The 22,750-nt window shown below is 72.9% G+C and carries 20 protein-coding genes and 1 pseudogene; 8 read left to right on the top strand and 13 right to left on the bottom strand.

The window, feature by feature from the left end; translation table 11 throughout:
* Nucleotides 1-10 precede the first annotated feature (10 nt).
* Nucleotides 11-775 (bottom strand): annotated as a pseudogene (locus tag ACBJ32_RS05135) (BTAD domain-containing putative transcriptional regulator); the annotation flags it as partial.
* A 381-nt stretch (nt 776-1,156) separates the two neighbouring features.
* Between ACBJ32_RS05135 and ACBJ32_RS05140 the strand changes: the two are divergent.
* The 4 genes from ACBJ32_RS05140 (at nt 1,157) to ACBJ32_RS05155 (ending at nt 7,187) form a co-directional block, all read left to right on the top strand.
* Nucleotides 1,157-3,304, top strand: a complete 2,148-nt coding sequence (locus ACBJ32_RS05140) for a prolyl oligopeptidase family protein (RefSeq protein WP_375125648.1) — start codon at nt 1,157-1,159, stop codon at nt 3,302-3,304.
* A 118-nt stretch (nt 3,305-3,422) separates the two neighbouring features.
* A complete protein-coding gene (locus ACBJ32_RS05145; protein ID WP_375125649.1) occupies nt 3,423-4,580 on the top strand; it encodes a ThiF family adenylyltransferase in 1,158 nt (385 codons plus the stop codon).
* A 244-nt stretch (nt 4,581-4,824) separates the two neighbouring features.
* Nucleotides 4,825-6,102, top strand: coding sequence for an MFS transporter (locus ACBJ32_RS05150; protein WP_375125650.1), 1,278 nt, complete (start codon nt 4,825-4,827; stop codon nt 6,100-6,102).
* On the top strand, nt 6,099-7,187 hold the full coding sequence (locus ACBJ32_RS05155) for a nitric oxide synthase oxygenase (protein WP_375125651.1): 1,089 nt from the start codon (nt 6,099-6,101) through the stop codon (nt 7,185-7,187). The genes ACBJ32_RS05150 and ACBJ32_RS05155 overlap by 4 nt, the downstream gene beginning before the upstream one ends.
* Nucleotides 7,188-7,276: 89 nt before the next feature.
* Here the strand turns inward: ACBJ32_RS05155 and ACBJ32_RS05160 are convergent, their stop codons facing one another.
* Entirely contained in the window at nt 7,277-8,572 is a 1,296-nt protein-coding gene (locus tag ACBJ32_RS05160) for an FAD-binding oxidoreductase (RefSeq protein WP_375125652.1), read from the bottom strand.
* A 275-nt stretch (nt 8,573-8,847) separates the two neighbouring features.
* On the opposite strand from ACBJ32_RS05160, the gene ACBJ32_RS05165 reads away from it, so the two are divergent.
* On the top strand, nt 8,848-9,891 hold the full coding sequence (locus ACBJ32_RS05165; RefSeq protein ID WP_375125653.1) for an ABC transporter substrate-binding protein: 1,044 nt from the start codon (nt 8,848-8,850) through the stop codon (nt 9,889-9,891).
* Here ACBJ32_RS05165 and ACBJ32_RS05170 read toward each other — a convergent pair.
* The 5 genes from ACBJ32_RS05170 to ACBJ32_RS05190 form a co-directional block, all read right to left on the bottom strand.
* Nucleotides 9,881-10,366, bottom strand: coding sequence for a metallophosphoesterase family protein (locus ACBJ32_RS05170; protein ID WP_375125654.1), 486 nt, complete (start codon nt 10,364-10,366; stop codon nt 9,881-9,883). The genes ACBJ32_RS05165 and ACBJ32_RS05170 overlap by 11 nt on opposite strands.
* Nucleotides 10,367-10,485: 119 nt before the next feature.
* The gene (locus ACBJ32_RS05175; protein ID WP_375125655.1) at nt 10,486-10,917 is read right to left on the bottom strand and encodes a methyltransferase domain-containing protein; all 432 of its coding nucleotides are present in this window, start codon (nt 10,915-10,917) and stop codon (nt 10,486-10,488) included.
* Nucleotides 10,918-11,183: 266 nt separating this feature from the next.
* Nucleotides 11,184-11,897, bottom strand: coding sequence for an SRPBCC domain-containing protein (locus ACBJ32_RS05180; protein WP_375125656.1), 714 nt, complete (start codon nt 11,895-11,897; stop codon nt 11,184-11,186).
* 1 nt (nt 11,898) lies between these two features.
* On the bottom strand, nt 11,899-12,492 hold the full coding sequence (locus ACBJ32_RS05185) for an ArsR/SmtB family transcription factor (protein WP_375125657.1): 594 nt from the start codon (nt 12,490-12,492) through the stop codon (nt 11,899-11,901).
* 31 nt (nt 12,493-12,523) lie between these two features.
* On the bottom strand, nt 12,524-13,759 hold the full coding sequence (locus ACBJ32_RS05190; RefSeq protein WP_375125658.1) for an RNA polymerase sigma factor: 1,236 nt from the start codon (nt 13,757-13,759) through the stop codon (nt 12,524-12,526).
* A gap of 157 nt (nt 13,760-13,916) precedes the next feature.
* Between ACBJ32_RS05190 and ACBJ32_RS05195 the strand changes: the two genes are divergently transcribed.
* The gene (locus ACBJ32_RS05195; RefSeq protein ID WP_375125659.1) at nt 13,917-14,735 is read left to right on the top strand and encodes a nucleotidyltransferase domain-containing protein; all 819 of its coding nucleotides are present in this window, start codon (nt 13,917-13,919) and stop codon (nt 14,733-14,735) included.
* 9 nt (nt 14,736-14,744) lie between these two features.
* Here ACBJ32_RS05195 and ACBJ32_RS05200 read toward each other — a convergent pair whose 3' ends face one another.
* On the bottom strand, nt 14,745-15,638 hold the full coding sequence (locus ACBJ32_RS05200) for a hypothetical protein (protein ID WP_375125660.1): 894 nt from the start codon (nt 15,636-15,638) through the stop codon (nt 14,745-14,747).
* On the bottom strand, nt 15,635-16,480 hold the full coding sequence (locus tag ACBJ32_RS05205; RefSeq protein WP_375125661.1) for a hypothetical protein: 846 nt from the start codon (nt 16,478-16,480) through the stop codon (nt 15,635-15,637). Before ACBJ32_RS05205 ends, ACBJ32_RS05200 begins: the two co-directional genes overlap by 4 nt.
* A 145-nt stretch (nt 16,481-16,625) precedes the next feature.
* Here ACBJ32_RS05205 and ACBJ32_RS05210 point away from each other — a divergent pair, with 145 nt between their 5' ends.
* Complete coding sequence (locus ACBJ32_RS05210) at nt 16,626-17,459, top strand: ABC transporter ATP-binding protein (protein WP_375125662.1); 834 nt, start codon at nt 16,626-16,628, stop codon at nt 17,457-17,459.
* Between the two features lie 36 nt (nt 17,460-17,495).
* Here the strand turns inward: ACBJ32_RS05210 and ACBJ32_RS05215 are convergent, their stop codons facing one another.
* The 4 genes from ACBJ32_RS05215 to ACBJ32_RS05230 are packed head-to-tail and all read right to left on the bottom strand — an operon-like array spanning nt 17,496 to nt 21,467.
* Nucleotides 17,496-18,416, bottom strand: coding sequence for a hypothetical protein (locus ACBJ32_RS05215; RefSeq protein WP_375125663.1), 921 nt, complete (start codon nt 18,414-18,416; stop codon nt 17,496-17,498).
* Complete coding sequence (locus tag ACBJ32_RS05220) at nt 18,413-19,489, bottom strand: hypothetical protein (RefSeq protein ID WP_375125664.1); 1,077 nt, start codon at nt 19,487-19,489, stop codon at nt 18,413-18,415. Before ACBJ32_RS05220 ends, ACBJ32_RS05215 begins: the two co-directional genes overlap by 4 nt.
* Nucleotides 19,486-19,932, bottom strand: coding sequence for a DUF4188 domain-containing protein (locus ACBJ32_RS05225; RefSeq protein WP_357881271.1), 447 nt, complete (start codon nt 19,930-19,932; stop codon nt 19,486-19,488). The genes ACBJ32_RS05220 and ACBJ32_RS05225 overlap by 4 nt, the downstream gene beginning before the upstream one ends.
* Nucleotides 19,929-21,467 carry a phenylacetate--CoA ligase family protein gene (locus ACBJ32_RS05230; protein WP_375125665.1) on the bottom strand — a complete coding sequence of 513 codons (1,539 nt, stop codon included), beginning with the start codon at nt 21,465-21,467 and terminating at the stop codon, nt 19,929-19,931. Before ACBJ32_RS05230 ends, ACBJ32_RS05225 begins: the two co-directional genes overlap by 4 nt.
* Nucleotides 21,468-21,600: 133 nt before the next feature.
* On the opposite strand from ACBJ32_RS05230, the gene ACBJ32_RS05235 reads away from it, so the two are divergent.
* Nucleotides 21,601-22,716 (top strand): winged helix DNA-binding domain-containing protein, encoded by a 1,116-nt coding sequence (locus tag ACBJ32_RS05235; protein ID WP_375125666.1) that lies wholly within the window; start codon nt 21,601-21,603, stop codon nt 22,714-22,716.
* The last annotated feature ends 34 nt before the right edge of the window (nt 22,717-22,750 follow it).

Raw genomic sequence — 22,750 nt, forward strand, 5'->3', positions numbered from 1 at the left:
GGATGCGCTGGTGGAGGGTTTGGAGCTGGGCCGATGGCTCGACGCCGAGCTCCTCGCGCAGCCGCCCCCGGGCGTCACGGAAGGCGGCCAGCGCCTCCGCCTGGCGCCCGGACCGGTACAGGGCCAGCATGAGCAGGGCGTGCAGCCGCTCGCGCAGCGGATGGTGGGCCACGAGCCAGCGCAGCTCGGCGACGAGGTCGGCATGACCGCCCAGAGTCATGCCCCCGTTCATGTCCACCTCCATGCTCTCCTCGATCGCGCCGATCCGCCGCTCGGCGAGCTGATCCCGCACCATGTCGAGGAACGGGCTGCCCAGACCGTCGCAGACCGGTCCCCGCCACAGGCGCAGTGCCGTGTGGAACGCCTGCGAGGCCCCCTTCAGATCCCCGGCGGCGTGCGCCTCCCTGGCACGGCGGACCTCCCGCTCGAACACCTCCAGGTCCAGCCCTCCCGGGGACACGCGCAGCACGTACCCGGCCTCCGTCCAGGTCAGCGGGCCGGACGGCACGCCACCGCGCCGCCGGCCCGGCTCCAGCCCCGCGCGCAGGCTGGACACGTGCTTCTGCAGCAGGTTCACGGCGTACGCGGGCACGTTCGCGCCCCACAGCTCGTCGATGAGCTTGTCGCGGCTCACCGGGCGGTTGGCGTGCAGCAGCAGGACCGCCAGAAGGGTCCGCCGCCGCCCCGAGCCCAGGGCCAGGCCGGTCCGCGCACGCCATGCGCGCAGCGGCCCCAGCACCTCGAACCGGACATCCTCTCCATGCTCTTCGGGCATCCCGCCTCCTCAGAAGTAACACGAGTGTTGCTGTCCGCGAGGTGTGGCCGGACCGCCCCGGGCTTGATCCGCCGGGGACGCCCCCTCATTCGTCGTCCAGCCGGACAGGGATGACGCGGACGGGTCCGAGTTCATGACAAATCGGGAAATTTCCGTGTTCAGTGTCCCGTTCCAGCGCCCCCTCCAACGATGTCCCAGGCCATCGACCGGCACCAGGTCCAGTACTCCTTCCAGGGCGGCGGCCAGCGTGACGTCCATGGGCAGGTCCAGCACCCCGTCCAGCCCCCGCGACGAAGCTTCGGTGGCAGCGGAACGGATCCAGCCATCACGGCAACGGAGGGGAGCCGGACAGTGTCCAAGGTCGCGAGGTCTTCGGGAGTCATGGACACGGGTTCCGTACCGGCAGCCAGCCCGGCGGCACGGAGGGACGACGTACGCGAACTGCTCGGCGGACGCGAGGTCGCCGACCCGTACCGGTGGCTGGAGGACCCGGACACGCCCGAGACCCGCGACTGGCTGGCGGCGCAGGCCGACCTGTTCGCCAGGGCGAGGGACGGCTGGCCGGCCGGCGGCTGGTTCCGCGAGCTGCGGCACCTGACCTCGTTCGAGCGGCTGTCCGTGCCCCAGTGGCGCGGCGGGCGGGCCTTCTACACCTGCCTGCGGCCCGGCGCGGAGCACCACAGGCTCATGGTCCGCGACGCCGGGGGCGACCGCGCCCTGTTCGAGCCGGACAGCGCGGATCCGGAGCGGCGTACGGTGCTGGGCTACTGGTCCGCCTCCACCGACGGCCGGCTGATGGCCTACCAGACGGCGGTGGGCGGCTCCGAGCGGTTCACGCTGCGGGTGCTCGACGTGGAGACCGGGGCGGACGTGGACGAGCCCATCGCCGGCTGCCGCTACTCCGCGGTCGCGTGGGTGCCGGGCCAGGACGCGTTCTACTACACGCGGTACGACGAGCGGTCCGGCGCGCGGATCCACCTGCACCGGGTGGGGCAGCCCACCGGAGCGGATCCGGTGATCTTCGGCGCGGGCTCCGACCGCACTGCCGAGCTGGACGCGCTGGTGGGGGCGGACGGGCGGCTGCTGGTCGTCCAGGTGGCCTCCGGACTGTCGGCGGCCAACGAGGTGTGGGTGGCCGGCCTGCGCGAGGGCTCGATCGAGCAGCCCGGCCTGCGCAGGCTGCCGCTGCCGGAGGACGGCTGGACCTCCGCCTGGCCGGCGCCCGACGGCCGCCTGTACCTGCTGACCGACGCCGGCGCGCCCCGCGGCCGCCTCCTCGTGGCCGGCCCGCCGGAAGACTCCTCGCCGGAAGACTCCTCGCCGGCAGACGCCTCGCCGGTAGACGCCTCGCCGGTAGACGGCCCGCCGGTAGACGGCGCGCTCACCCCGCGCCTGCTGATCCCCGAGGACCCCGAGGCGGTGCTCGACGGGTTCGCGGTGCTCGACGGGCTGCTGCTGGCCCACTGGACGGTCGCCGGGCGCGGCGCCGTGACCCGTCACGACCCGGCCACCGGACGGCTCCTGGGCCAGGTCGAGCTCCCCGGCCCCGGCATCGTCACCGAGCTGGCCCCCGGCGGGCAGGGCGGCGAGGCCTGGTACGAGTACTCCGACCGCGTCACCCCCGAGACCGTCTACCGCTACGAGGCCCGCACCGGCTCCAGCACGCCATGGCGCCGCCATCCCGCCCCGGTCACCCCGCCGGTGATCGCGTCCGAGACGGTCTGCACCGCCCCCGACGCCACCCCCGTACGGATCCTCCTGCTCGCCCCGGCCTGGCACAGGGCAGGGCCGCTGCCCACGATCCTGGAGGGGTACGGCGCGTTCGGGGAGCCGCGCGTCGCCGACTACTACGCCGCGGCCCTGGCCTGGGCAGGGCGGGGCGGCCTGTTCGCGGTCGCCTGCGTGCGCGGCGGCGGCGAGGGCGGCGAGGCCTGGCACCACGCGGGCCGCCGCGAGCACAAGCAGCGCGGCATCGACGACTTCATCGCCGCGGCAGACCACCTGGTCACGGCCGGGCACACCACCCGCGACAGCCTGGGCGCGTTCGGGACCAGCGCGGGCGGCCTGCTCGCGGGCGCCGCGATGACGCAGCGTCCGGACCTGTTCGCCGCCGTCGCCTGCACGGCGCCGCTCCTCGACATGGCCCGCTACGAGCTCACCGGGCTCGGCGAGTACTGGCGCGAGGAGTTCGGCAGCCGCGAGGACCCGGACGAGCTCGGCTGGCTGCTCGGCTACTCGCCCTACCACCGGGTCGTGCCCGGTACCCCGTACCCGGCCGTCCTGCTGTCGGCCTTCGGAGAGGACACCCGCGTCGACCCCCTGCACGCGCGGAAGATGACCGCCGCGCTGCAGTTCGCCACCACCTCGCCGCGCCCGGTGCTGCTGCGCCACGAGGCCGGCGCGGGGCACGGCGAGCGGGGACGCACCGGCCGGTTGTCCTACTTCGCAGACGTGCTCGCGTTCTTCGCCCACCAGCTGGGACTCGCGAGCATCACCCCGACCGAACCGAGAGGAGGTGAACTTCCATGATCAAGAAGTCGACCAAGCGGTACAGCGTCGCCGGTGGTACCCAGAAGGGCTGATTCCGTTGCAGGTGGGGCGTCCTCAGGGGCGCCCCACCCCCGGGGCCGATCATTGAAGGAATGCCATGACACATCCCGTGCTCAAGACGAGCATCCCCTACTTCATCGCCGACGGGTCGGTGCACTTCAGACTGTGCGGCGAGCTCACCTCGCTGGAGGATGCCGACGGCCGGGTCAGCAGGCTGCTGTCCTTGCTGGACGGCACGCGGACCCCTGAGGAGGTCCACCGCGACCTGCACGCCGTGCACCCCGACGTGACGGCGGACGACGTCCTGCAGGCGATCGACGAGCTCGACGGGCTCCGGCTGATCCAGAGCGCGGACGACGCCGGCGAGGACTTCGACCGGCTCGCCCGCGAGCGCTGGTCGAACAACCTCGGCTTCTTCGAGACCTACGCCTCGCTGAACGCCTCCAAGTACGACTTCCAGCGCCGCATCCGCGACGCCCGCGTCGCCGTGCTCGGCGTCGGCGGGATCGGCAGCCACGCGCTGATCGACCTGGTCGCCATCGGCTTCGAGGACATCCGGATCGTCGACTTCGACCGGATCGAGCTGTCGAACTTCAACCGGCAGATCCTCTACGGCGAGCCGTACGTGGGCAGGGTCAAGGTGGAGGTGGCTGCCGAGCGGGCGCGCGCCCTCAACAGCGCCGTGCGGATCGACCCGGTGCAGCGCAAGCTGATGTCCGGCGACGACGTGTACGAGGTCGTCCGCGACCGCGACATCGTCATCGCCGTGGTCGACCGCCCCAAGGTGCACATCGCCCACTGGCTCAACGAGGGCTGCGTACGGGCCGGCACGGCGCTCATCATGGGCGGCGTGGACACCCAGCGCGCCCTGCACTACACGATCGTGCCCGGGGTGTCCGGCTGCATCGAATGCTGGTACGACCAGGTGCGCGGCAACGACCCCACCTCCCTGGCCGTGATGAACGTGCTGGACGACATCGACAGGGAGGGCGGGACGTTCGGCGAGGACACCGCCGCCTTCAACGGCCTGGTGCTGTTCGGCGCGGGTTTCCTGGTCGCCGAGATGGTCCGGATCGCCAGCCGGGTCTGCCCGCCGCTGTCGGTGGGCCGGATGCTGGAGATGACCTTCCACGACCCCCGCCTGCGCGAGGCCGAGACGTGGAAGCGCGACCCGCGCTGCGCGGTGTGCGGCGACGCCCGGCCGAAGCCGAGCCTGGAGTGGCTCGCCGGCGACGTCGGGCCGCTGCCCCTGTGAAACCGTTCGCGCCGCCCGGCCCGCGGCCCGGGGCCGCGAGCCGCCGCTCCCAGCGGAACTTGGAAGGAGGTGAACACCATGATCAAGAAGTCGACGAAGCGCTACAGCATCGCCGGTGGCACGCAGAAGGCCTGATTCCGCCACCAGGTGGGGCGCCTCCGGGGCGCCCCACCCTCGCCTGGAGACGTTCCGCGCGGTTACCGTCGCCCGTGAAACCCCTGTCAGCCCGTGGGAGGACCCTGCCATGGCACGCTTGTTGTCACGCACGCCCTCCGGCTCGGGGGGCATCCGGCTGCGCAGCGCGTTCCTCGTCTCGTCGGTCGGCGACTGGATCTACCGGTTCGCCGCGCCCACCCTGATCCTGCAGATCACCGGGTCCGCGCTGTCGGCGGCGCTGGCGTACGTGCTGGAGTTCATCCCCTACATCGTGGTCGGGCTGGTCGCGGGCGTCATCGCGGACCGGTGGGACCGCCGCAGGATCCTCATCATCTGTGACTGCCTGTCCTTCGCGATCGCGCTCGTGATCGTGTTCGTGGCCGCGGCGGACCGGCCGTCGGTGGCGCTGCTCTACCTGTGCGCCTTCCTGCTGGCCAGCGTGCGGCCCTTCTACTTCCCCGCCTTCCAGGGCTTCGTCGTCGACATCGTGCCGAAGGAGCGGCTGTCCAGGATCAACGCCTGGACGCAGACCGTAGACAGCTCGCTCGCCTTCGTCGGCCCCGTCGTGGGCACCGCCTTCATCGCGGCCCTGGGCGTGCCGCTGGCCACGCTGGTCAACGCGCTGACGTTCGCGATCTCGGCGCTGCTCATCCTCCAGATCGCGAACGTGCACACGCGCGTGGCGCCCGCGGGCGGCGTGCGCGCCGAGCTGTCGGGCGTGGGCAGGGACTTCCTGCAGGGCCTGCGCATCCTCCGCTCGATCAGGCCGATCTGGTGGGGCACCCTGCTCATGGCCGCCGCGAACTTCGCCGGCTTCGTCATCGAAGGCAACCTCGTCTACCTCATCCTCGAGGTCGAACACCTGCCCGGCGTGGCCCTGGGCGTCGTGTTCGGCGCGCAGGGGCTGGGCGCGGTGCTCGGCGCGCTGGTGGCGCCCCGGCTCATCGACCGCCATCCGACCGGGAGGCTGCTCGCGTACGGGATGGCGCTGTCGGCGCTGGCCATGGCCCTGCCCGTGGTCTTACCCGCCGTCTGGGTGATCGCGGCCGCCTGGGCCGTGGAGGGCGTGGCCACGTCGGTGATCGTGGTCTCCTGGTTCACCGCCCGCCAGACCGTCGTGCCCGCCGACGCCATCGGCCGCGTCGCCTCGGTGAGCAGGGCGGCGGCGTACGCGACCATCCCGGCCGGCGCCGTGGTCGGCGGGGCGGTCGTCGGCGGCGCGCTGGCCGCGTGGGGCGGGCCCGGGCGGATGCTGTTCCTGTGCGCGGCCCTGGTGCAGACGGCGGTCGCCGTCGGCACCGCCCTGTCACCGCTGCGGGACATCGACCAGGCCGCACCCGCGGCCACCACTTCGGGGGACACATGAGCGTCATCACCGCACCGGCCGCCACCGTCTGTCAGGAGGCGGAGTCGTTCCTGAGCCTGTGCGCCGAGGAGCTCGGCTGGGACCGGGAGCGGCACGCGCGCCGCCGCGCGGCCGTCCTGGACGAGCTCGCCCGGACGGGCACCTACCGGCACACACCCGCCGAGCTGCTGCTCGGCGCGAAGCTCGCCTGGCGCAACCACACCCGGTGCATCGGCAAGCTGTACTGGAAGACGCTCATGGTCCGCGACTGCCGCAGGCTGCACCACCCCGACGCCATCGCCGCCGCCCTCACCACCCACCTGGTACGCGCGCACAACGGCGGCGCCATCCGGCCGATCATCACCGTGCTCCCGCCCGACACGCCCGCCGCCCCCGGCCCGCGGATCGTCAGCCCCCAGCTCGTCCGGTACGCCGGCTACGAGCGGCAGGACGGCACCCGCCGCGGCGACCCCGCCAACGCCGGGCTGACCCGGCTGGCCCGCGAGCTGGGCTGGAGCGGCCAAGGCGGCGACTTCGACCGCCTGCCGGTGCTGATCCGCGACTCGCGCGGCCGTCTGACCCGGCACGACCTGCCCCAGGACGCCTGCCCCGACGTGCCCATCACCCACCCGGACCATCCGTGGTTCGCCGAGCTGGGGCTGCGCTGGTACTCCTGCCCCACGGTGTCGGACATGCGTCTCGAGATCGGCGGCGTCACCTATCCCGCCGCGCCGTTCACCGGCTGGTACGTCGGCACCGAGATCGGCACCAGGAACTTCGGCGACCGTGACCGCTACGACCTGCTCCCGGTGGTCGCGCGGCGGCTCGGGCTCGACACGGGCAACGACCGTACGCTGTGGAAGGACCGCGCGCTGACGGAGCTGAACGTCGCGGTGCTCACCTCCTACGAGCGGGCCGGGGTGCGGATGCTCGACCACCACACGATGGCCGACCACTTCCACCGGTACGTGGGGGCGCGGCGGCGGGCGGGGGAGGAGGTGCACGCCGACTGGAGCTGGATCATCCCGCCCACGGCGGCCTCGGCCACGCCGGTCTTCCACGACTCCTACGATCCGGCCGTCGTGTCGCCCAACTTCTACCGTTAGCGGCACAGGGCCCGGCCTTGAAGAACGCTGTTCAGTTGTTTTCCGGCCGGCCGGTCTCGTGCGGGGTACGCGATCGTGGCAAGTGACGTTCACTTCGTGACGTGGCCGACGCGGAAGAAGCCGTCCGGGTCGTAGGCGCGCTTGACCTCGCGCAGCCGCCCGTAGTCCGCCCCCGTGTACGCCGCCGCCGTCCGCGACGGGTCCGCCAGGAAGTTCAGGAACGTCCCGCCGTTCGCGTACGGCCGCAGCTCCTCGGCCAGCCCCGGCACCACGGTGTCCACGATCACCGAAAGCCTGGTGGAGCGGTGGCTCACCGGCCCGGCGTCCGGCCCCGGCCGGCTCATCGCGCCGCCCCAGTGCCTGATCTCGATCGTCTGTGCCTGCTCCGAGGCGCGCACCAGCGCGTCGACGACCTCGCCGGGCACGGTGTCGAACATGTCCATGTGCCGGTTCGGCGTCCCGCCCATGGCCGCGGCGGCGTAGGTGGTGGTCCGCGTCTCGTCCAGCAGCGCCGGCCCGGCCGCCAGGAACAGCGGCGCGAGCAGCCGCCGGGCCTCCTCGGCCGTCCCGGCGTGCAGGACCTTGAGCAGCACCACGTGCCTGCCGCGCACCGCCACCGGCACCTGCTCGTCGTCGGGCATGCGCTTGAGCACGACCGCCGTGCTGATCTCGTCGGGGGCGTCGTCGATCCAGGTCCGGTACGCCTCCAGCGTCCGCGCCGCCGCCTCGATCGGGAAGTACACGAACCCCGCGTACACCTCCGGGACCGGGTAGAGCCGGAACTCCAGCGAGGTCACCACGCCGAACCCGCCACCGCCGCCCCGCAGCGCCCAGAACAGCTCGGGGTGGCTGTCGGGGCTCGCGGTCACGTGCCGGCCGTCCGCCAGCAGCACCTCGGCCCGCAGCACGCTGTCGGCCGCGAAGCCGTGCCTGCGGCCCAGCCACCCGAGGCCGCCGCCGAGCGTGTAACCGGTGACGCCGACCGACGGCGCCGAGCCCGACAGCGGCGCCAGGCCGAACGGCGCGGCGGCGGCGATCACCTCGCTCCAGCGCGCCCCCGCCCCCACGCGGGCGATCCGGCGGGCCGGGTCCACCAGCACCGACGCCATCGCGGAGGTCCTGACCAGGACGCCGCCGTCACAGGGGGCGTGCGTGCCGTGCCCGGTGGCCTGGACCGCGAACGGGACCCCGTGGGCGCGGGCCGCCAGCAGCGCGATCCGGATGTCGGCGACGCTCTGCGCCTCGGCGATCAGCGCCGGGCGGGAGTCCACGGCCGGGTTCAGCGAGCGGCGGGCCTCGTCGTAGCCGGGCTCGCCCGGCAGGTGCACGGTCCCGGTGAAGCCGGGGAGGCGGATCTCGTCCTGGATGCTGTACGGCTGGCTCATCTCTCTGGCCCTTCTCTGCTCTGCTCTGCTCTGTGATCTGTGATCAGAGTGCTGGAGGGCGCTTACGGTCGCGTTCCTGTCGCCTTACCGCCGCCCTTAAGGTCTCCAGGATCTTGCCGCCGGGCCGCCCGCACATCGGCCGGCCGTCGCCGCCCCGGCTACGCCGCCCGTCGTACGGGGCGGGGTCCGTACTCCACCAAGAGGACTTTTTGGTTAGGTAAGGCTAAGCTAATATGCCGACCATAAGGGCAAAGCTTGTCCCATGAGGAGAATCCATGGCCAATGTCCCGCGACGCACCCTTGTCGCCCTCGGTGCCGCCGCTCTGCTCGGCGTCAGTGCCTGTGGCGGGACCGCCTCGCCGCCCGCCTCCTCTCCCGGCGCACAGCCGTCCTCGCAGGCCGCCTCGCAGGGCCCGTGGACCTGGACCGACGACCGCGGCAAGAACATCTCCCTGCCGCAGCGCCCCCAGCGCGTCGTGGCCCAGTCGGCCGCCGCCGCCGCGCTGTGGGACTTCGGCGTGCGGCCGGTCGGGGTGTTCGGCCCGCACAAGCTCAAGGACGGCGGGCGCGACCCGGAGGTGGGCGAGGTCGACATCACGAAGGTGGAGTCGATCGGGAACGTGTGGGGCGAGTTCAACGTCGAGAAGTACGCCTCCCTCCAGCCTGACCTGCTGGTCTCGGGCATGTACCAGAAGGACGTGCTCTGGTACGTCCCCGAGCAGTCGCTCGCGACCGTCGACCAGATCGCTCCGACCGCCGGCGTGCAGCTCAGCGGCAAGCCCCTGGTGCAGATCATCGAGCAGTACGGCCGGCTCGCCGCCGCCCTCGGCGCCGACCTGAACGCGGCGCCCGTGGCCGAGGCCAAGAAGCGCTTCGAGGACGCCGGCGCCGCGCTGAAGGCGCTCGCCGCCGCCAAGCCCGGCCTCAGCGTCATGATCGTCACGGGCACGCCCGAGTCGCTGTACGTGGCCTACCTGCCGGACCACCCCGACATCAAGTACTGGGGCGACGACCTGGGCCTCAAGATCGTCTACCCCGAGCGGCCGACGGAGAGCGAGGGCGGCTTCTGGGAGGTGCTGAGCTGGGAGAACGCCGACAAGTACCAGGCCGACGTGATTCTCGTGGACGCACGCTCCCAGTCCATGAAGATCGAGGAGATGGCCAAGAAGCCCACCTGGGCCAAGCTGCCCGCCGTCAAGGCCGGCCAGCTCTACCCGTGGCACGCGGCCGAGCGCTACAGCTACCTCGGCTACGCCAAGGTCATGGAGGAACTCAGGGCCAACCTGGACAAGTCGCGGGACGACGTCGTCAAGGAGTGACGGGCACGATCTCGGCCCTGGTCAGGGCGCCGTGCTCGATCGTGAGCAGGCCCAGCGTGCCGTGCGGCTGGCGGCGGCGGTCGGTGGGGGAGCCCGGGTTGAAGATCCGCAGGCCGCCGCCCGACTCGTCGAGCGGGATGTGCGAGTGGCCGAAGACCACCAGGTCCGCATGCGGGAACCGGCGCCGCATGCGGGCCAGCCGGCCCTTGGCCGGGCCGCTGTCGTGGATCATGCCGATCCTCAGCCCGTCCAGGGTCAGCTCCAGCGTCTCCGGAGCCACCACGTCGGGGCCGTCGTTGTTGCCCTTCACGACGTGGACGGGCGCGTACGCGGCCAGCTCGGCCAGCACCGAGGCCACGCAGACGTCTCCGGCGTGCAGGATGACGTCCGCGCCGCGCAGGTGCTCGGCCACCCGGGGCGGGCACGCGCGCCAGCGCCTGGGCGCGTGCGTGTCGGAGATCGCGACGACCTTCACCCGTCACTCATGCCCTCCCGCCGCGCCCCCTCACCTCGGCAGCCCCGCCCCCTCACCTCGGGATGCCGCGCCCCCACACCTCGGCAGTCCCGCCCCCTCGCGTCGGGAGCCGAGCGCTCTCACCTCGGGATCGGCAGTTCCCGCAGCGGATCGCCCCCGTCGATGAACAGCCTGGCCCCTGCCCTGGTCGCCAGGGCGACGCGCTGCAGCAGGCGCTGCCCGGCCTCGGGATGCCGCCCGTCGAGCGCGCCGACGCGGACGGCGAACACCAGGTCGTACGGCTCCTCGCCGGGCAGCAGGACGAAGTCCTCGCCCGCGACCTGGCGGACGCTCATCCGACCGGCCGCGATCTCGCCGGCCGCCGCCGCCCGCGCCTGCGCGATCGCGGTGGCGGACCTGTCGATGGCCAGGATGTGCCCGGCGCCGAGCCGGGCCGCCACCGCCCGGGCGGCGGCCCCCGGACCGCATCCGATCTCCAGGACACGGAAGTGCGGCTCCAGGGGGAGCGCGTCCACGATCGCGGCGAGGCGGGGCGACAGGCGGGTCGGCATGCTCAGCAGGATAGGCCGCGACCGGAGAACCCGGAATCGCTAGGCTGCTGTCATGATCACATTCTCGCGTACGGCGGGGCAAGAACGATGGTGCAGGAGATCCTCGCCGCGGCCGGCCTGACGGAGGCCGAACGGGCCTCGATCGACGGCAAGCAGGTGCCGTCGGCCGAGGAGGTGCCCGGGTGAGGTTCGCGGGGTGCGCCGCGGCCGGCTGAACGAGCCGGAGCAAGCGATGATCCGTCGGGTGGGAGCCGGTCCCGCGCCGATCAGCCGGCGTGCAGTTCCTCCAGCCACGCCCGCCACCGCGGCCCCTGGTCCGCCCCGCCCTCGAACAGCAGATGCGAGGCGATCATGGCCCCGCCGAATCCCTGCAGGAACCGGTACATGCCGTCACCCGATCGGAGGCCGAGCGTCTGGGAGTTGCGGTGGTACACGACCCCCTCGACCCCGCCGGCCCTGGCCCGTTCGCCCACCTCGGGCGCCCCGCCGAGCGCGGCGTACAGCCGCTCCCACGCGACCGCCCAGTCGGCGACCGGCGGCCCGAACTCCGTGAGCGGCGTCGCCGCCCGCCCCGCGAAGTGGCCGAGGTACTCCACCAGCGTCGCGAAGTACATCTCCAGGCCCCTGGACATGGCCTCGAACTCGTCCTGCCAGTCGTCGCCGGGCAGGAACCCGCTGGTCACCATGCGGACGAGCGTGCTGCCCCGCTCCCGCCCCTCGATCATGAACTCGTAGGCCACGAACCTTCCGTCGCCGGCCTTGTCGCTGGAGTGGGCGAAGCGCCGGAGCGGCTCGGCGGTCGTGACGGCGGACGGCGGCAGCTCGAACCGGCCGAACGCGGTGCGGACGACCCCCTCGGCCACCTCGGTGCGCCCCATGAACCACGAGTCGATGCCCGGCCCCGTCGAGATGGCCTCCCAGACCTCCTCCGGGGTGGCCTCGACCGTGGCCTCCAGCGGCATCTCGAAGTCGCGGCCCACCTCAGCGCTCCCTCTTCGCGGTCACGGAGGGGTGGACCGCCACGACCAGCCGGTGATCGCGCCCACCCTCAGCGGACTCGTCATGATATTTGCTGATCAGGGAGGTCACGCACTGGGCCAGCTCCTCGGCGAACGCCGCCCGGTCCGCCGCCGACGCGAAGCGCACCTCGCCGTCGATGGCGAACGTCGCCACCCGCTTCTGCGCCTTCGCGGCCCCGGTGATCAGGGTGCCGACATCCCGTACGAGCTGCGCCGCCAGCGCCAGCAACCATCGCGCCGACAGCCGGTCGGGCGACCTGGCGGGGTCGGGCTGCACCGAGGCCAGCGCGGTGGGGGAGATCACGAACGAGGCAGCCGTGGCCTGCATCACGCGCTCGGTGACGTTGCCCTTCCTGCGCTCCTCGACCAGCTCCACCAGGCCGTGCCGCTCCAGCGTGCGCAGGTGGTAGTTGACCTTCTGCCTGGCCAGGCCGACCTTGGCCGCCAGCGAGGTCGCCGAGCCCGGCTCCACCAGCTCTGCCAGGAGTCTCGACCGCATGGGGTCGAGCGACGCCTCGGCGGCCGCGGGGTCCTCGATCACCGCCACTTCGTGCATGGTCAAACGATCGCACCGACAAAAATCGTTGTCAAGGTAGGCGGGTCGCCCGGTCCTCCAGGTAGCGCCGCTCGGGCAGGCTGGTGGTCAGCCTCGCCGCCTCCCGGTACGCGGCCACGGCCCCCTCCGCGTCGCCGTCCATCTCCAGCAGGTGCGCCCGTACGGCCGCCAGCCGGTGGTGCCCGGCCATCCGGTCGTCGGCGGCCAGCTCGTCGAGCAGACCGAGCCCGGCGCGCGGCCCCTGCACCATGGCCGTGGCCACCGCCTGGTTGAGCCTGACCACCGGATTGTCCTCGACGCCGGACAGCACCCCGTACAGCGCCAGGATCTGCGGCCAGTCCGTCTCCCCGGCGGTGGCCGCCTCGTCGTGCACGGCCGCGATGGCCGCCTGGAGCTGGTAAGGCCCGAGCGCCGTCGTGGACAGGGCCTTGGTGACCAGCTCCACGCCCTCCGCGATCAGCCGCCGGTCCCACAGGCTCCTGTCCTGCTCGGCCAGCGGGATCAGCCGCCCGTCGCGGTCCGTACGCGCGGGGCGGCGCGCCTCGGTGAGCAGCATGAGCGCCAGCAGCCCCATGATCTCCCCGTCGTCGGGCAGCAGCCGCAGCACCGCCCTGGTCAGCCGGATCGCCTCGCCCGTCAGCTCCGCCCTGTGCAGCTCGGGCCCCGAGGTGGCGGTGTAACCCTCGTTGAAGATCAGGTACAGCACGTGCAGCACCACCCGCAGCCGGTCGCCGCGCTCGGCCTCCGGCGGCATCCTGAACTCCGCCCCCTTGGCCTTGATCCGCTGCTTGGCCCGGCTGATGCGCTGCCCCATCGTCGCCTCCGGCACCAGGAAGGCGTTGGCGATCTGCGCCGTCGTCAGCCCGCCCACGGCCCGCAGCGTCAGCGCGAGCTGCGAGGCCTCCGACAGCGACGGATGGCAGCACAGGAACAGCAGCGTCAGCGTGTCGTCCCGGTCCCCGGACCGCTCCTCGCCCGGCGCCGGGGCCACGAGCTCGTCGGCCGCCACGGTGACCGCCACGCTCTCCTCGCGGCGCCGGCGCGCGTGCTCGCTGCGAATCTGGTCGATGACCCGGCGCGCGGCCACGGTCACCAGCCAGCCGCGCGGGTTGTCCGGCACGCCGTCCCTCGGCCACTGCACGGAGGCGTCGAGCAGCGCCTCCTGCACGGCGTCCTCGCACATGTCGAACTGCTCGTAGCGCCGCACGAGCGTGCCGAGCACCTGCGGCGCCAGCTCCCGCAGCAGCCCCTCGACGGCGACCGGCATCAGCCCGCCACCTCGTCGGTGTAGATCACCAGCATGTACGTCACCTCCCCCATCCTAGGGGTGCCCCACCATCCGGACATCAGGGAAATACCAGCTCAGCGGCCCGGATGGGCGATCGCCTCCGGGCATCCTCGGCAAGGTCCCCTAGGCTCGTACCGTGCGAAACCCTGATCTGCACGCCATCGCCGGCCGGCTGGTCGAGGTGCCCGGCGTGGTGGCCGTCGCTCTCGGAGGCAGCCGCGCCCGCGGCACGCATCGGCCCGACAGCGACGTCGACCTCGGCCTCTACTACCGCGGCCGGCTCGACGTGGCCGGGCTGCGCGCGCTCGCGCGGGAGGTGACGGGCGAGGACACCGACGTGACCGAGCCCGGCGGCTGGGGCCCGTGGGTGGACGGCGGCGGCTGGCTCACCGTTGACGGCCTGCGGGTGGACTGGATCTACCGCGACCTCGACCGCGTGCACCGGATCTGGCGCGACTGCCGGGACGGCCGCTACGAGATCGGCGTCCAGGCCGGCCACCCGCTGGGCTTCTACTCCCACGCCTACGCCGGGGAGGTGGCGCTCTGCCAGGTGCTCGCCGATCCGGCCGGCGAGCTCGCCGCGCTGCGGCAGGAGGCCGCGCACTACCCGCCGGCCCTGCGGAAGGCGCTGGTCGCAGGGCTGTGGGAGTGCGACTTCGCGCTGATGACGGCCCGGTACGGGGCAGCCGGACGGGACCCGGCGTACGCGGCGGGGGCGCTGTTCCGCGCGATCGGCGTGGCCTGCCACGCGCTGCACGCCGCCGACGGGGCCTGGTTGATCAACGAGAAGGGCATGGTCGCCGCCGCCGACCGGCTGCCGTCGGCCCCGAAGGGGTTCGGGGAACGGGCGCAGGCGCTGCTCGCGGGCGTCGGGAGCACGCCGGAGGAGATCACCCGCACCATCGACGCGGCGGCCGAGCTGGTCGCCGACGTCCGCGCCGCCTGCGGCGCCTGAAGCCGGCGATCAGGCCGGGCACTCGGGCGGCCACTTGAGCACGGAGAACTCCAGCCGCAGCGAAGCGTCCGCGGGAAGGGCGATCGCCCGGGCCCACGGGTCGGTCGCCCAGCAGGCGGGCAGCAGGAAGTACCGCTGGTTGGAATGGAGCAGCAGGTGCAGGCCGGTGTACCGGTAGCGGTACAGCGCCCCGGGGTCGGGCAGCGGGGTCTCGGCGATCCCGAGCCCCTCCAGATGCAGCCGCCGCGGCGCGTAGATCACCGTGCTGGGCAGCGCTCCCGGATCCGAGCGGTACTCGTGGGCCGCCTCCATTCCCTGCCGCTGTGCGAGCTCGCTGACCGTCCACAGCAGCAGGATCAGGAGGAGCACCACGCAGAGGGTGCGCTGGAGGACCTGCTCGGCGGGGGAGACGACGGAGCGCGTACTGACCCTCTGGTACAGGGAGAGGCCGTAGACGAGCACGAAGACGCCGAGCCCCAGGCAGAAGGGCACGGCGTAGGACGGCAAGCTCAGTCGGCCGTTCATGGCCGCCAGTCCCGCGACGACGCTCGCGACCCCGAGCACGGCCAGGACCACGATCGCCCGCCGAACGGCGGTACGGTGCCTGCTCGCGGACCGGACCACCCACCCGTGCACCAGCGGCGCGATCATGGCCAGCACCAGGAGCAGGATCAGCGGTTCTATCGTCAGGGTGACGCTGCGCAGCACGTAGTCCTGGAAGGACAGGCCCAGCATGCTCTGGTCCACGCCGAGCTGCCCGTACATGGTGTTGGCGCGCACCGCCCCGAAGTACATCATGATCGCCGCGACGAAGGTGGTCGGCGTCACGACGTGCGCCAGGACGGCCCACGCGCGGGTGAAGTCCTGGCCCGCGCCGCGGCCTTCGTCCGGGGACGTGCTCACGACTCGTCGGGGGCCGGGCCGTCGTCCTCCTGCGGGGTGGAGCCGTCTTCACCGGGTGTCCCGGCGGGGCCGCCGGTGTCCGTGGGGCCGGGGCCGGACCCCGTGGGCTCCACGGGCTGGGACGTGTGCTCGTCCGACGGGTGCTCGCCGTCCGACGGGGACCCCTCGTCGGAGGGGGTTCCCCCGTCCGGCGAGGACTCGGTCGTGGCGGGCGGCGACGTGACGGCCGCGCACTCCGGCAGGATGGCGGCGGGATCGGACGCCACCGAGCAGGCGTTCCTGAGGAACTCCGGCGGGATGCCGCCGCGCTTCTCGAGCTCTGCCCAGGCCTGCTCGGCGCTCTCGGCGTCGCCCACGGCCAGGGCGCTGGCCAGTTTCGATTCGCTGAGCATCCTCAGCATCGCCGGGCGCATCGGAGCGGGAATGTCCTCGGGATGCTCCTCCACCTCGCGAATGGTCCGGCGCGCCCTCCGCCATTGTCCCTGGTTGGCCTGTGCCGCCGCTTGGCACACCTTCGCGACCGCCTTCTCGCCGGCGGTGCCGCCGCCGGACGCCACCCGGCCCATCCTCTGCTCCGCACCCGCGAAGTCGCGCTCCTTCAGCATCTTCTGGCAGTCCAGCCCCACCTTGGCCGTGGCCTCGGGGAGGTCCCCGCTGCCTTCGGTCGGGAGTTCGCCGTCCGGGGTGATGATCGGCCGTGCCTGTGCCTGTGCCGGTGTCTGTGTCTGTCCGGGAGCCCCTGGTCCGGCCTGTCCTGCCCCGCCCTGGCCGTCCGCGCAGCCGCCCGCCAGTACTGCGGCGGCGGCGAACGCGGTCGCCACGGCCGGCCAGGTCCTCTTCACCGTTCCCCCGAGAGCTCGCCGCCATCAGGCCAGGTCGTACCGCACGGGAGCGTGACCTACGCACGTGGAACGCGCCGATCATCAATTCCTGGGGAATCCTTGGCATGAAACATCAGATGTCTGAGGACCTGATAAGTTGGGGCGCATGACCGTAGTCTCGCGCCCTGCCGACAGCGGCCCCGTGTTGCGGGCCGACGCCGTGGAACTCGTCCGCGACGGGCGCCACCTGCTGCGCGCCATCTCGCTCACCGTGCACCCCGGCGAGCACTGGGCGCTGCTCGGGGCGAACGGCGCCGGCAAGAGCACCCTGCTCAGCCTGCTGGGCGCCGTGACCCATCCCAGCCGTGGCGTGGTCGAGGTGCTCGGGCGCACCATGGGCCGGGTGGACGTGCGCGAGCTGCGCTCGTACCTGGGGCACGTCAACCCCCGCCACACCCCTGACGGGCCGCTGCGGGCCCGGGACGTGGTGCTGACCGGGCTGACCAACACCGCCGCGCCCGTGCCCCGCTGGACGCCCACCGCGCAGGAGAGCGAGCGGGCCGACCGGCTGATCGCCATGCTCGGCATGAGCCACCGGGCGCAGGCCACGTGGGCCACCCTCTCCCAGGGCGAGCGGGGCCGCGCCCTCATCGCCAGGGCGCTCATGCCGCAGCCCCGGCTGCTGCTGCTCGACGAGCCGGCGACCGGGCTCGACCTGGCCGCCCGCGAGCAGCTGCTGGCCAGCATCGACGCGCTGCGCGCCCGGCACCCCTCGCTGGCCACCGTGCTGGTCACGCACCACCTGGAGGAGCTGCCCGCCACCACCACGCACGCCATGCTGCTGCGCGACGGCCGCTGCCTGGCCGCCGGCCCGGTCGCGGACGTGCTGACCAGCGAGCTGGTCAGCGCCTGCTTCGAGCATCCGGTACGCCTGGTCCGCAGCGACGACGGCCGCTGGGCCGCCCGCGCCGAGCCCGTCCCCATGAGCGTCCCCGTGTGAGCCGCCGGGCCGCGGGGCGCGAGCGGCCCGAGCCGGTCAGGCCCTGAGGAGCCGGGCGGACGGCGTGGCGGGCGCCCGGGGCCGTCCCACCCGCGCCACGTGCAGCAGCGTGCGGGGATCCGCCACGCCGACGCGCCGCGCCAGCTCCCGCCGGGTCCCCTCGCAGTCGATGACCTGGCTCAGCGGGTGCGTCGTGTACCCGAGCTCCGACAGCGTCAGCCAGTGCCGCATCAGCAGCCGCCCCGCCTCCACCTCCTCGTCCACCGGCCCGACCAGGACGAGCACGTCCCCGTCGTAGTCCAGCAGCCCCCGAGACGCCCCGGCCAGCACCCGGGGCAGGCCCAGCCGCCGCAGCGCCGGGTAGAGGGCGAGCGAGGCCCGTAGCGCGAGCGCCTCCACCTTGGTCAGCGCCAGCGCCCGGTCGCTGAGGCCGTCGAGGAAGTAGCGGCGGTGCCGCCGGGTCAGCCGCAGCCAGGCCCGCAGCTCCCGCGTCACCTCCCGGTCCCCGAACTGGTGCAGGTCCGCGGCGTGCAGCAGGTCCGCCAGGTCGCGGCAGGGCAGCCGGCGCGTCCCCGCCAGCGCGCCGGCCACCTCGTCCGGGAGCCGCCCCGCGTGGTACTCGCCGCGGTTGGCGCCCCGGGCCCGCACGTCCGCCGTGGTGAAGGGCGTCCTGTACGGCTCCTCGGCCCCGTACAGGAAGCCCACCCGCAGCGGCCCCGGGTCGGGCCGGTAGGCGACGGACAGGCCCGCGTCCGCGCACACGATCAGGCAGCACTCGACGAACGCCCCCAGACTGAGCCGCAGGTCACGCCCCGTGGGGTCGCTGATGGGCAGCGCCCTGGCCGGGTCCCAGCCGACGGCCGCCTGACCGTCGGCGTAGGTGAGCGTCCACGGCTGCGTGTTGTGCGCGCTGGGCGCGCGCCAGAAGTCGGGCTCCAGCGCCCGGAGCTGTCTCACGCGAGATCCTTGTCATAGAAGGTGTAGCCGTGCAGCGGCCGCCCGCCCATCGCGACGTACTGGGCGGCCGAGCCGGGGTTGTCGCGCTCCACGTACGTGCTGCGCAGCGTGTGGTAGCCGCCCCGCCGCAGCCCGTCGTGCAGCTCCCGTGACAGCAGCCGCATGTAGCCGTGCCCCTGCTCGTCCGGGACCGTGCCCTTGATGATGAGCACGGCCTCGCGGCGGTAGCGGGAGCGGGTGGCGAGCAGCCGGAGCTGGTGGACGAGGTGCAGGTTCCCGCGAATGCCCGCGATGAAGCGGGAGATGTCGGGCAGGCACAGCACGAACGCGACGGGCCGCCCCGCCTTCGTCAGGTACAGCAGCAGCGCCTCGTCCAGCAGGTACGCCAGCCCGTCCGTCTGCTCGGCGAGCTGCTCGGCGGAGATCTCGGTGTAGTAGCCGAGCTGCGCGAAACTGGTGTTCAGCATCTCCCGCAGGATCGGCAGCTGCTCGCGCACCCGGCGCCGGTCCCCGCGGTGCACCCGCAGCTCCTCGGCGCGGATCCGCGCGTCGTCGAAGGCGAACACCGGCTCCTGCGGCACCGGGCAGATCCAGGTGTCGGACTCGAACCGGCGGCTGAACCCGCACGCCTCGTAGGCGGCCGGATAGTACGGCCGGTTCCAGGCGCTGTCGATGAACCCGCGCTCCCCGAACCCGGAGGTGATCACCCCGCCCGCCTGGTTGGGCAGCAGCGACACCGGTCCGAACGCCGCCTTCCTGCCCGCCGCGGCCCCGGCCGCGCAGATCGCCTCGAACAGCTCCTCGGCCGCCTCCTCGGCGAACTCCGTCAGCCCGAACAGCTGGGTGTCGCGCCCCAGCCTGGCGTCCAGCGCGGCGTCGGTGTGCAGCGTCGTGCGCGCGACCACCCGCCCGCCGCGCCGCAGCAGGAACAGCCGCACGCCCCGCCGGTGCCACCCGCGCACCGTGGCGTGCAGCGGCGGCACGAACCGCTCCTCGCCCGCGTACAGGTGATCGGTGAAGGCGAGGAAGTCGCGCAGGTCGCGCCGGGTCTCGACGGGCCGCAGCCCGGTCACGAGCGCTTCACCCGGGGCCCCTCGCCGTCCTCGGTGGACAGCGGCGTGAACGTCTCGATGTGCGCCATCGGGCCGCCCTCGGCTCGCCAGATGCCGTTGCTGTACCCCTCGGGCTCGGCGTTGTAGAGCCGGATGTAGCCGCCGGTGGCGTTCTTCGTGCCGTCCGTCACCCACTGCATGAGCTTGCGGTGGTGGCGGCTGCGGGCGAAGCGCAGCAGCGCGTCACGGTCCTCGAAGAAGGCCAGGGTGCCCAGCGTGTACGGGAACTCCCAGTAGATCTTGTGCCAGCGGTAGCCGCGCATCCGCTTCATGTCGCGCACCATCCGGAACCACGTCAGCGTGAGCGTCAGGATCGACAGCGGTCCCCGGTAACGGGTCGCCCCGACGAACATCGCCGTCGCCTGCCCCTGCGGCGGCGTCCTGCTGAAATCGGTGGTCCTCATGCGTCCTTCACCAGATAGACGTTCTTCGTCTTCGTCAGCCGCGCGAACGGCCCCTCACCCAGCCCGAACACCTTGATCCGCAGGTCGGCGGCCGTCGGGTCCTCCTTCAGCGACTCGGCGAAGTCGCGCGAGACCGCGCTCAGGTGCGCCACGACCCCCTTGCGGCAGATCTCCGCCAGCGCCCCCTGATCCACCTCGCCGCGTACCTCCAGGTTGATCACCGGCCGGTACTCCAGGCCGGGCAGCTCCTCCAGGGACAGGCAGAACCGGTTGATCGCGGCGGCGTACGGGTTGCCCTGGTAGAGGCCGTACTCGACGTCCTGCGGGTAGAGGTTGGCCCCCATGTAGGAGATCGTCGAATCCTTGCGGCCGAACAGGAACAGCAGCGGCAGGTTCATCCGCTCGTCGGTCCACATGGCCGCGTAGTCGTCCTCGCCCAGCGCCTTCCGGACCTCGGCGAGCGTGTGCAGCCGGGCCTCGTCGCCGACGTTGTAGCGCAGCTTGGGCTGCAGACAGCTCTTGGTGTTGATCGTGCACAGCAGCTCGCCGCCGGCGTTCACCTCCAGGAACGTCTCCAGCGGGTTGTAGTGGAAGACCATCGGCAGCCGCTGCTCGCCGGGGCCGAGCAGGGCGTCGCGCAGCCGCCGGTCGGTGGCCAGGCGCTTGCGCAGCCGTACGCTGAAGCCGCTCTCCGCGCCCATCCCGATCGTCAGGTCGCTGGCGCCGTAGCCGGAGCGCACCTCCTCGAAGCGCTCCTCCAGGTAGTCGCGCAGCGCCTCCGTCATGCCCTCGCCGCCGACCATGCCGCGGATGCGGTAGTCCTCCCACGGGAAGCCCGCCTCGTCGAGGCGGTCGCGCAGGTGCTTGAGGAACGGCGGGTACGCCGCCACCACGTAGTCGTAACCGGGACCGAAGTGCTCCAGCGTGTCGGAGATCTTCTCCAGGTCGGGGCCGGTGTTCTTGACCATCGCGATGCGGGCCATGGCGGCCCCGGTGGTGGTGCCGGTGGCCCACGCGCCCATCGAGTACGCGTTGATCACGAACAGCCGCCTGCCGGGGAAGACCAGCTCGATGTACCCGGCGGCGTTGCGGTAGATGCCCTGGAGCTCGCGCGGCCCGCGAACCCAGTTGTACGGCTTGCCGCTGGACCCCGAAGACTCGTCCACGATCACGCCGGGCCGGTGCAGCCTGCCCTCCTGGCAGCGGCTCGCCTCGTCGTACGCGCCGGCGTAGTTCTGCTTGGTCGTCTCGGGGAAGTCGGCCAGCCGGCGGGCCCGCTCGGCGCCGTGCGCGCGCAGGAAGTGGCGGTAGGCGGGCACGTCCACGGCCGCGAACTGGCAGGCCACCCTGGCGTGCCGGGCCGCCACCCGGTCGAGCGCGGGGTGGTAGCCGCGGGCGACCATGCGCCAGATCGCGGGGTTCAGGGTGCCCAGCCGGTACGCGCCGGTCAGGGCCCAGGAGTAGGCCTGGAGCCGGGCTCGGCGCCAGCGCTGACGGGGGGTGAGCGGCCCGAGGGCGGGACTGAGGCGGATCATGACCCGTGAGACTAGTGGGATCGACTGGAAGATCACTTGTCGTCCACTTTCAACGCATTCGCCCATGCGGAAAAAAGCTTTCCGCATTGCGCCGTAGCGTGGGTGCCGTCGAACGGAAGAGAGGCACATTCCCGTGATCGAACTGTCGTGGCCGCAGGTCAGCGCGAGGCGGCTGGAGCGCGCCGGGCTCGTCACCGCAGCCGGCGGCCCCGAGGAGACCGTGGCCGCCATGTGCGGCGCGCACGCCCAGGTCATGTCCGCCGCCGAGCTGTCCATCGGGCTGCGGCTCGACGGCGCCACCCGCGTCCACGTGCGCGAGGCGCTGTGGAAGGAGCGCGGCCTGGTCAAGACGCACGGCCCGCGCGGCACCGTGCACCTGCTGCCCGCCCGCGACCTGCCCAGGTGGGTCGCCGCCCTGTCCACGCTGCCCGCCACGCCCTCGCCGGCGTCCATGCGGATGACGGACGGGCAGAGCGACCAGGTGGTGGCCGCCATCCGCCAGGCGGTGCAGGGCGCCGAGCTGACGATGGACGAGCTGAGCGAGGCGGTCGTCGCGGCCACCGGGCCGTGGGCGGGCGACCTGGTCATGCCCGCGTTCCAGACCTACTGGCCGCGGTGGCGGCAGGTCATGCACCTGGCGGCGCACCGGGGCGCATTCGTCTTCGGCGCGGGCCGCGGGCGCAAGGTCACCTACACCGCCGCGCCGGAGGCCCCGCCAGCGACGGACGGGCCCGCCTGGCTGGCCAGGAGCTACCTGCGGGCGTACGGGCCCGCCACGCCCGCGGAGTTCGCCCAGTGGGCGGGCGGCTCCGTCGGGTGGGCGAAGGCGGCGTTCGAGGGGGTCGAGCTGGAGGAGGTGCGGCTGGAGGGGCGGCCGGCCTGGGTGCTCGCGGGCGACACCGCGGTGCCCGGCGAACCGCCCCGGGGCGTGCGGCTGCTGCCGTACTTCGACGCGTACGTGGTGGCGGGCCGGCCCCGCGAGCTGCTGTACGCCGGGGCCGCCGCACAGCGGGCGCTGGCCGGCGGCCAGGCGGGCAACTTCCCCGTGCTGCTCGTGGACGGGAACGTGGCCGGCGTCTGGCACCAGCGGCGCTCGGGCAGCCGGATCGACGTCACGGTCGAGCCGCTGCGCGACCTCACGCCGGCCCAGCTCGGCGAGCTCCAGGAGCAGGTGCTGCGGGTGGGCGAGGTGCTGGAGGGCCGCCCGCATCTCACGATCGGGCCGGTCACCGTCGGGGCGCACGCCTGATCCTTCCCTTTCACTCCCTCAGCTAGGGCATAAT

Origin of the sequence: Nonomuraea sp. GTA35 (genome assembly GCF_041950525.1) — a bacterium.
Classification (GTDB): Bacteria; Actinomycetota; Actinomycetes; order Streptosporangiales; family Streptosporangiaceae; genus Nonomuraea.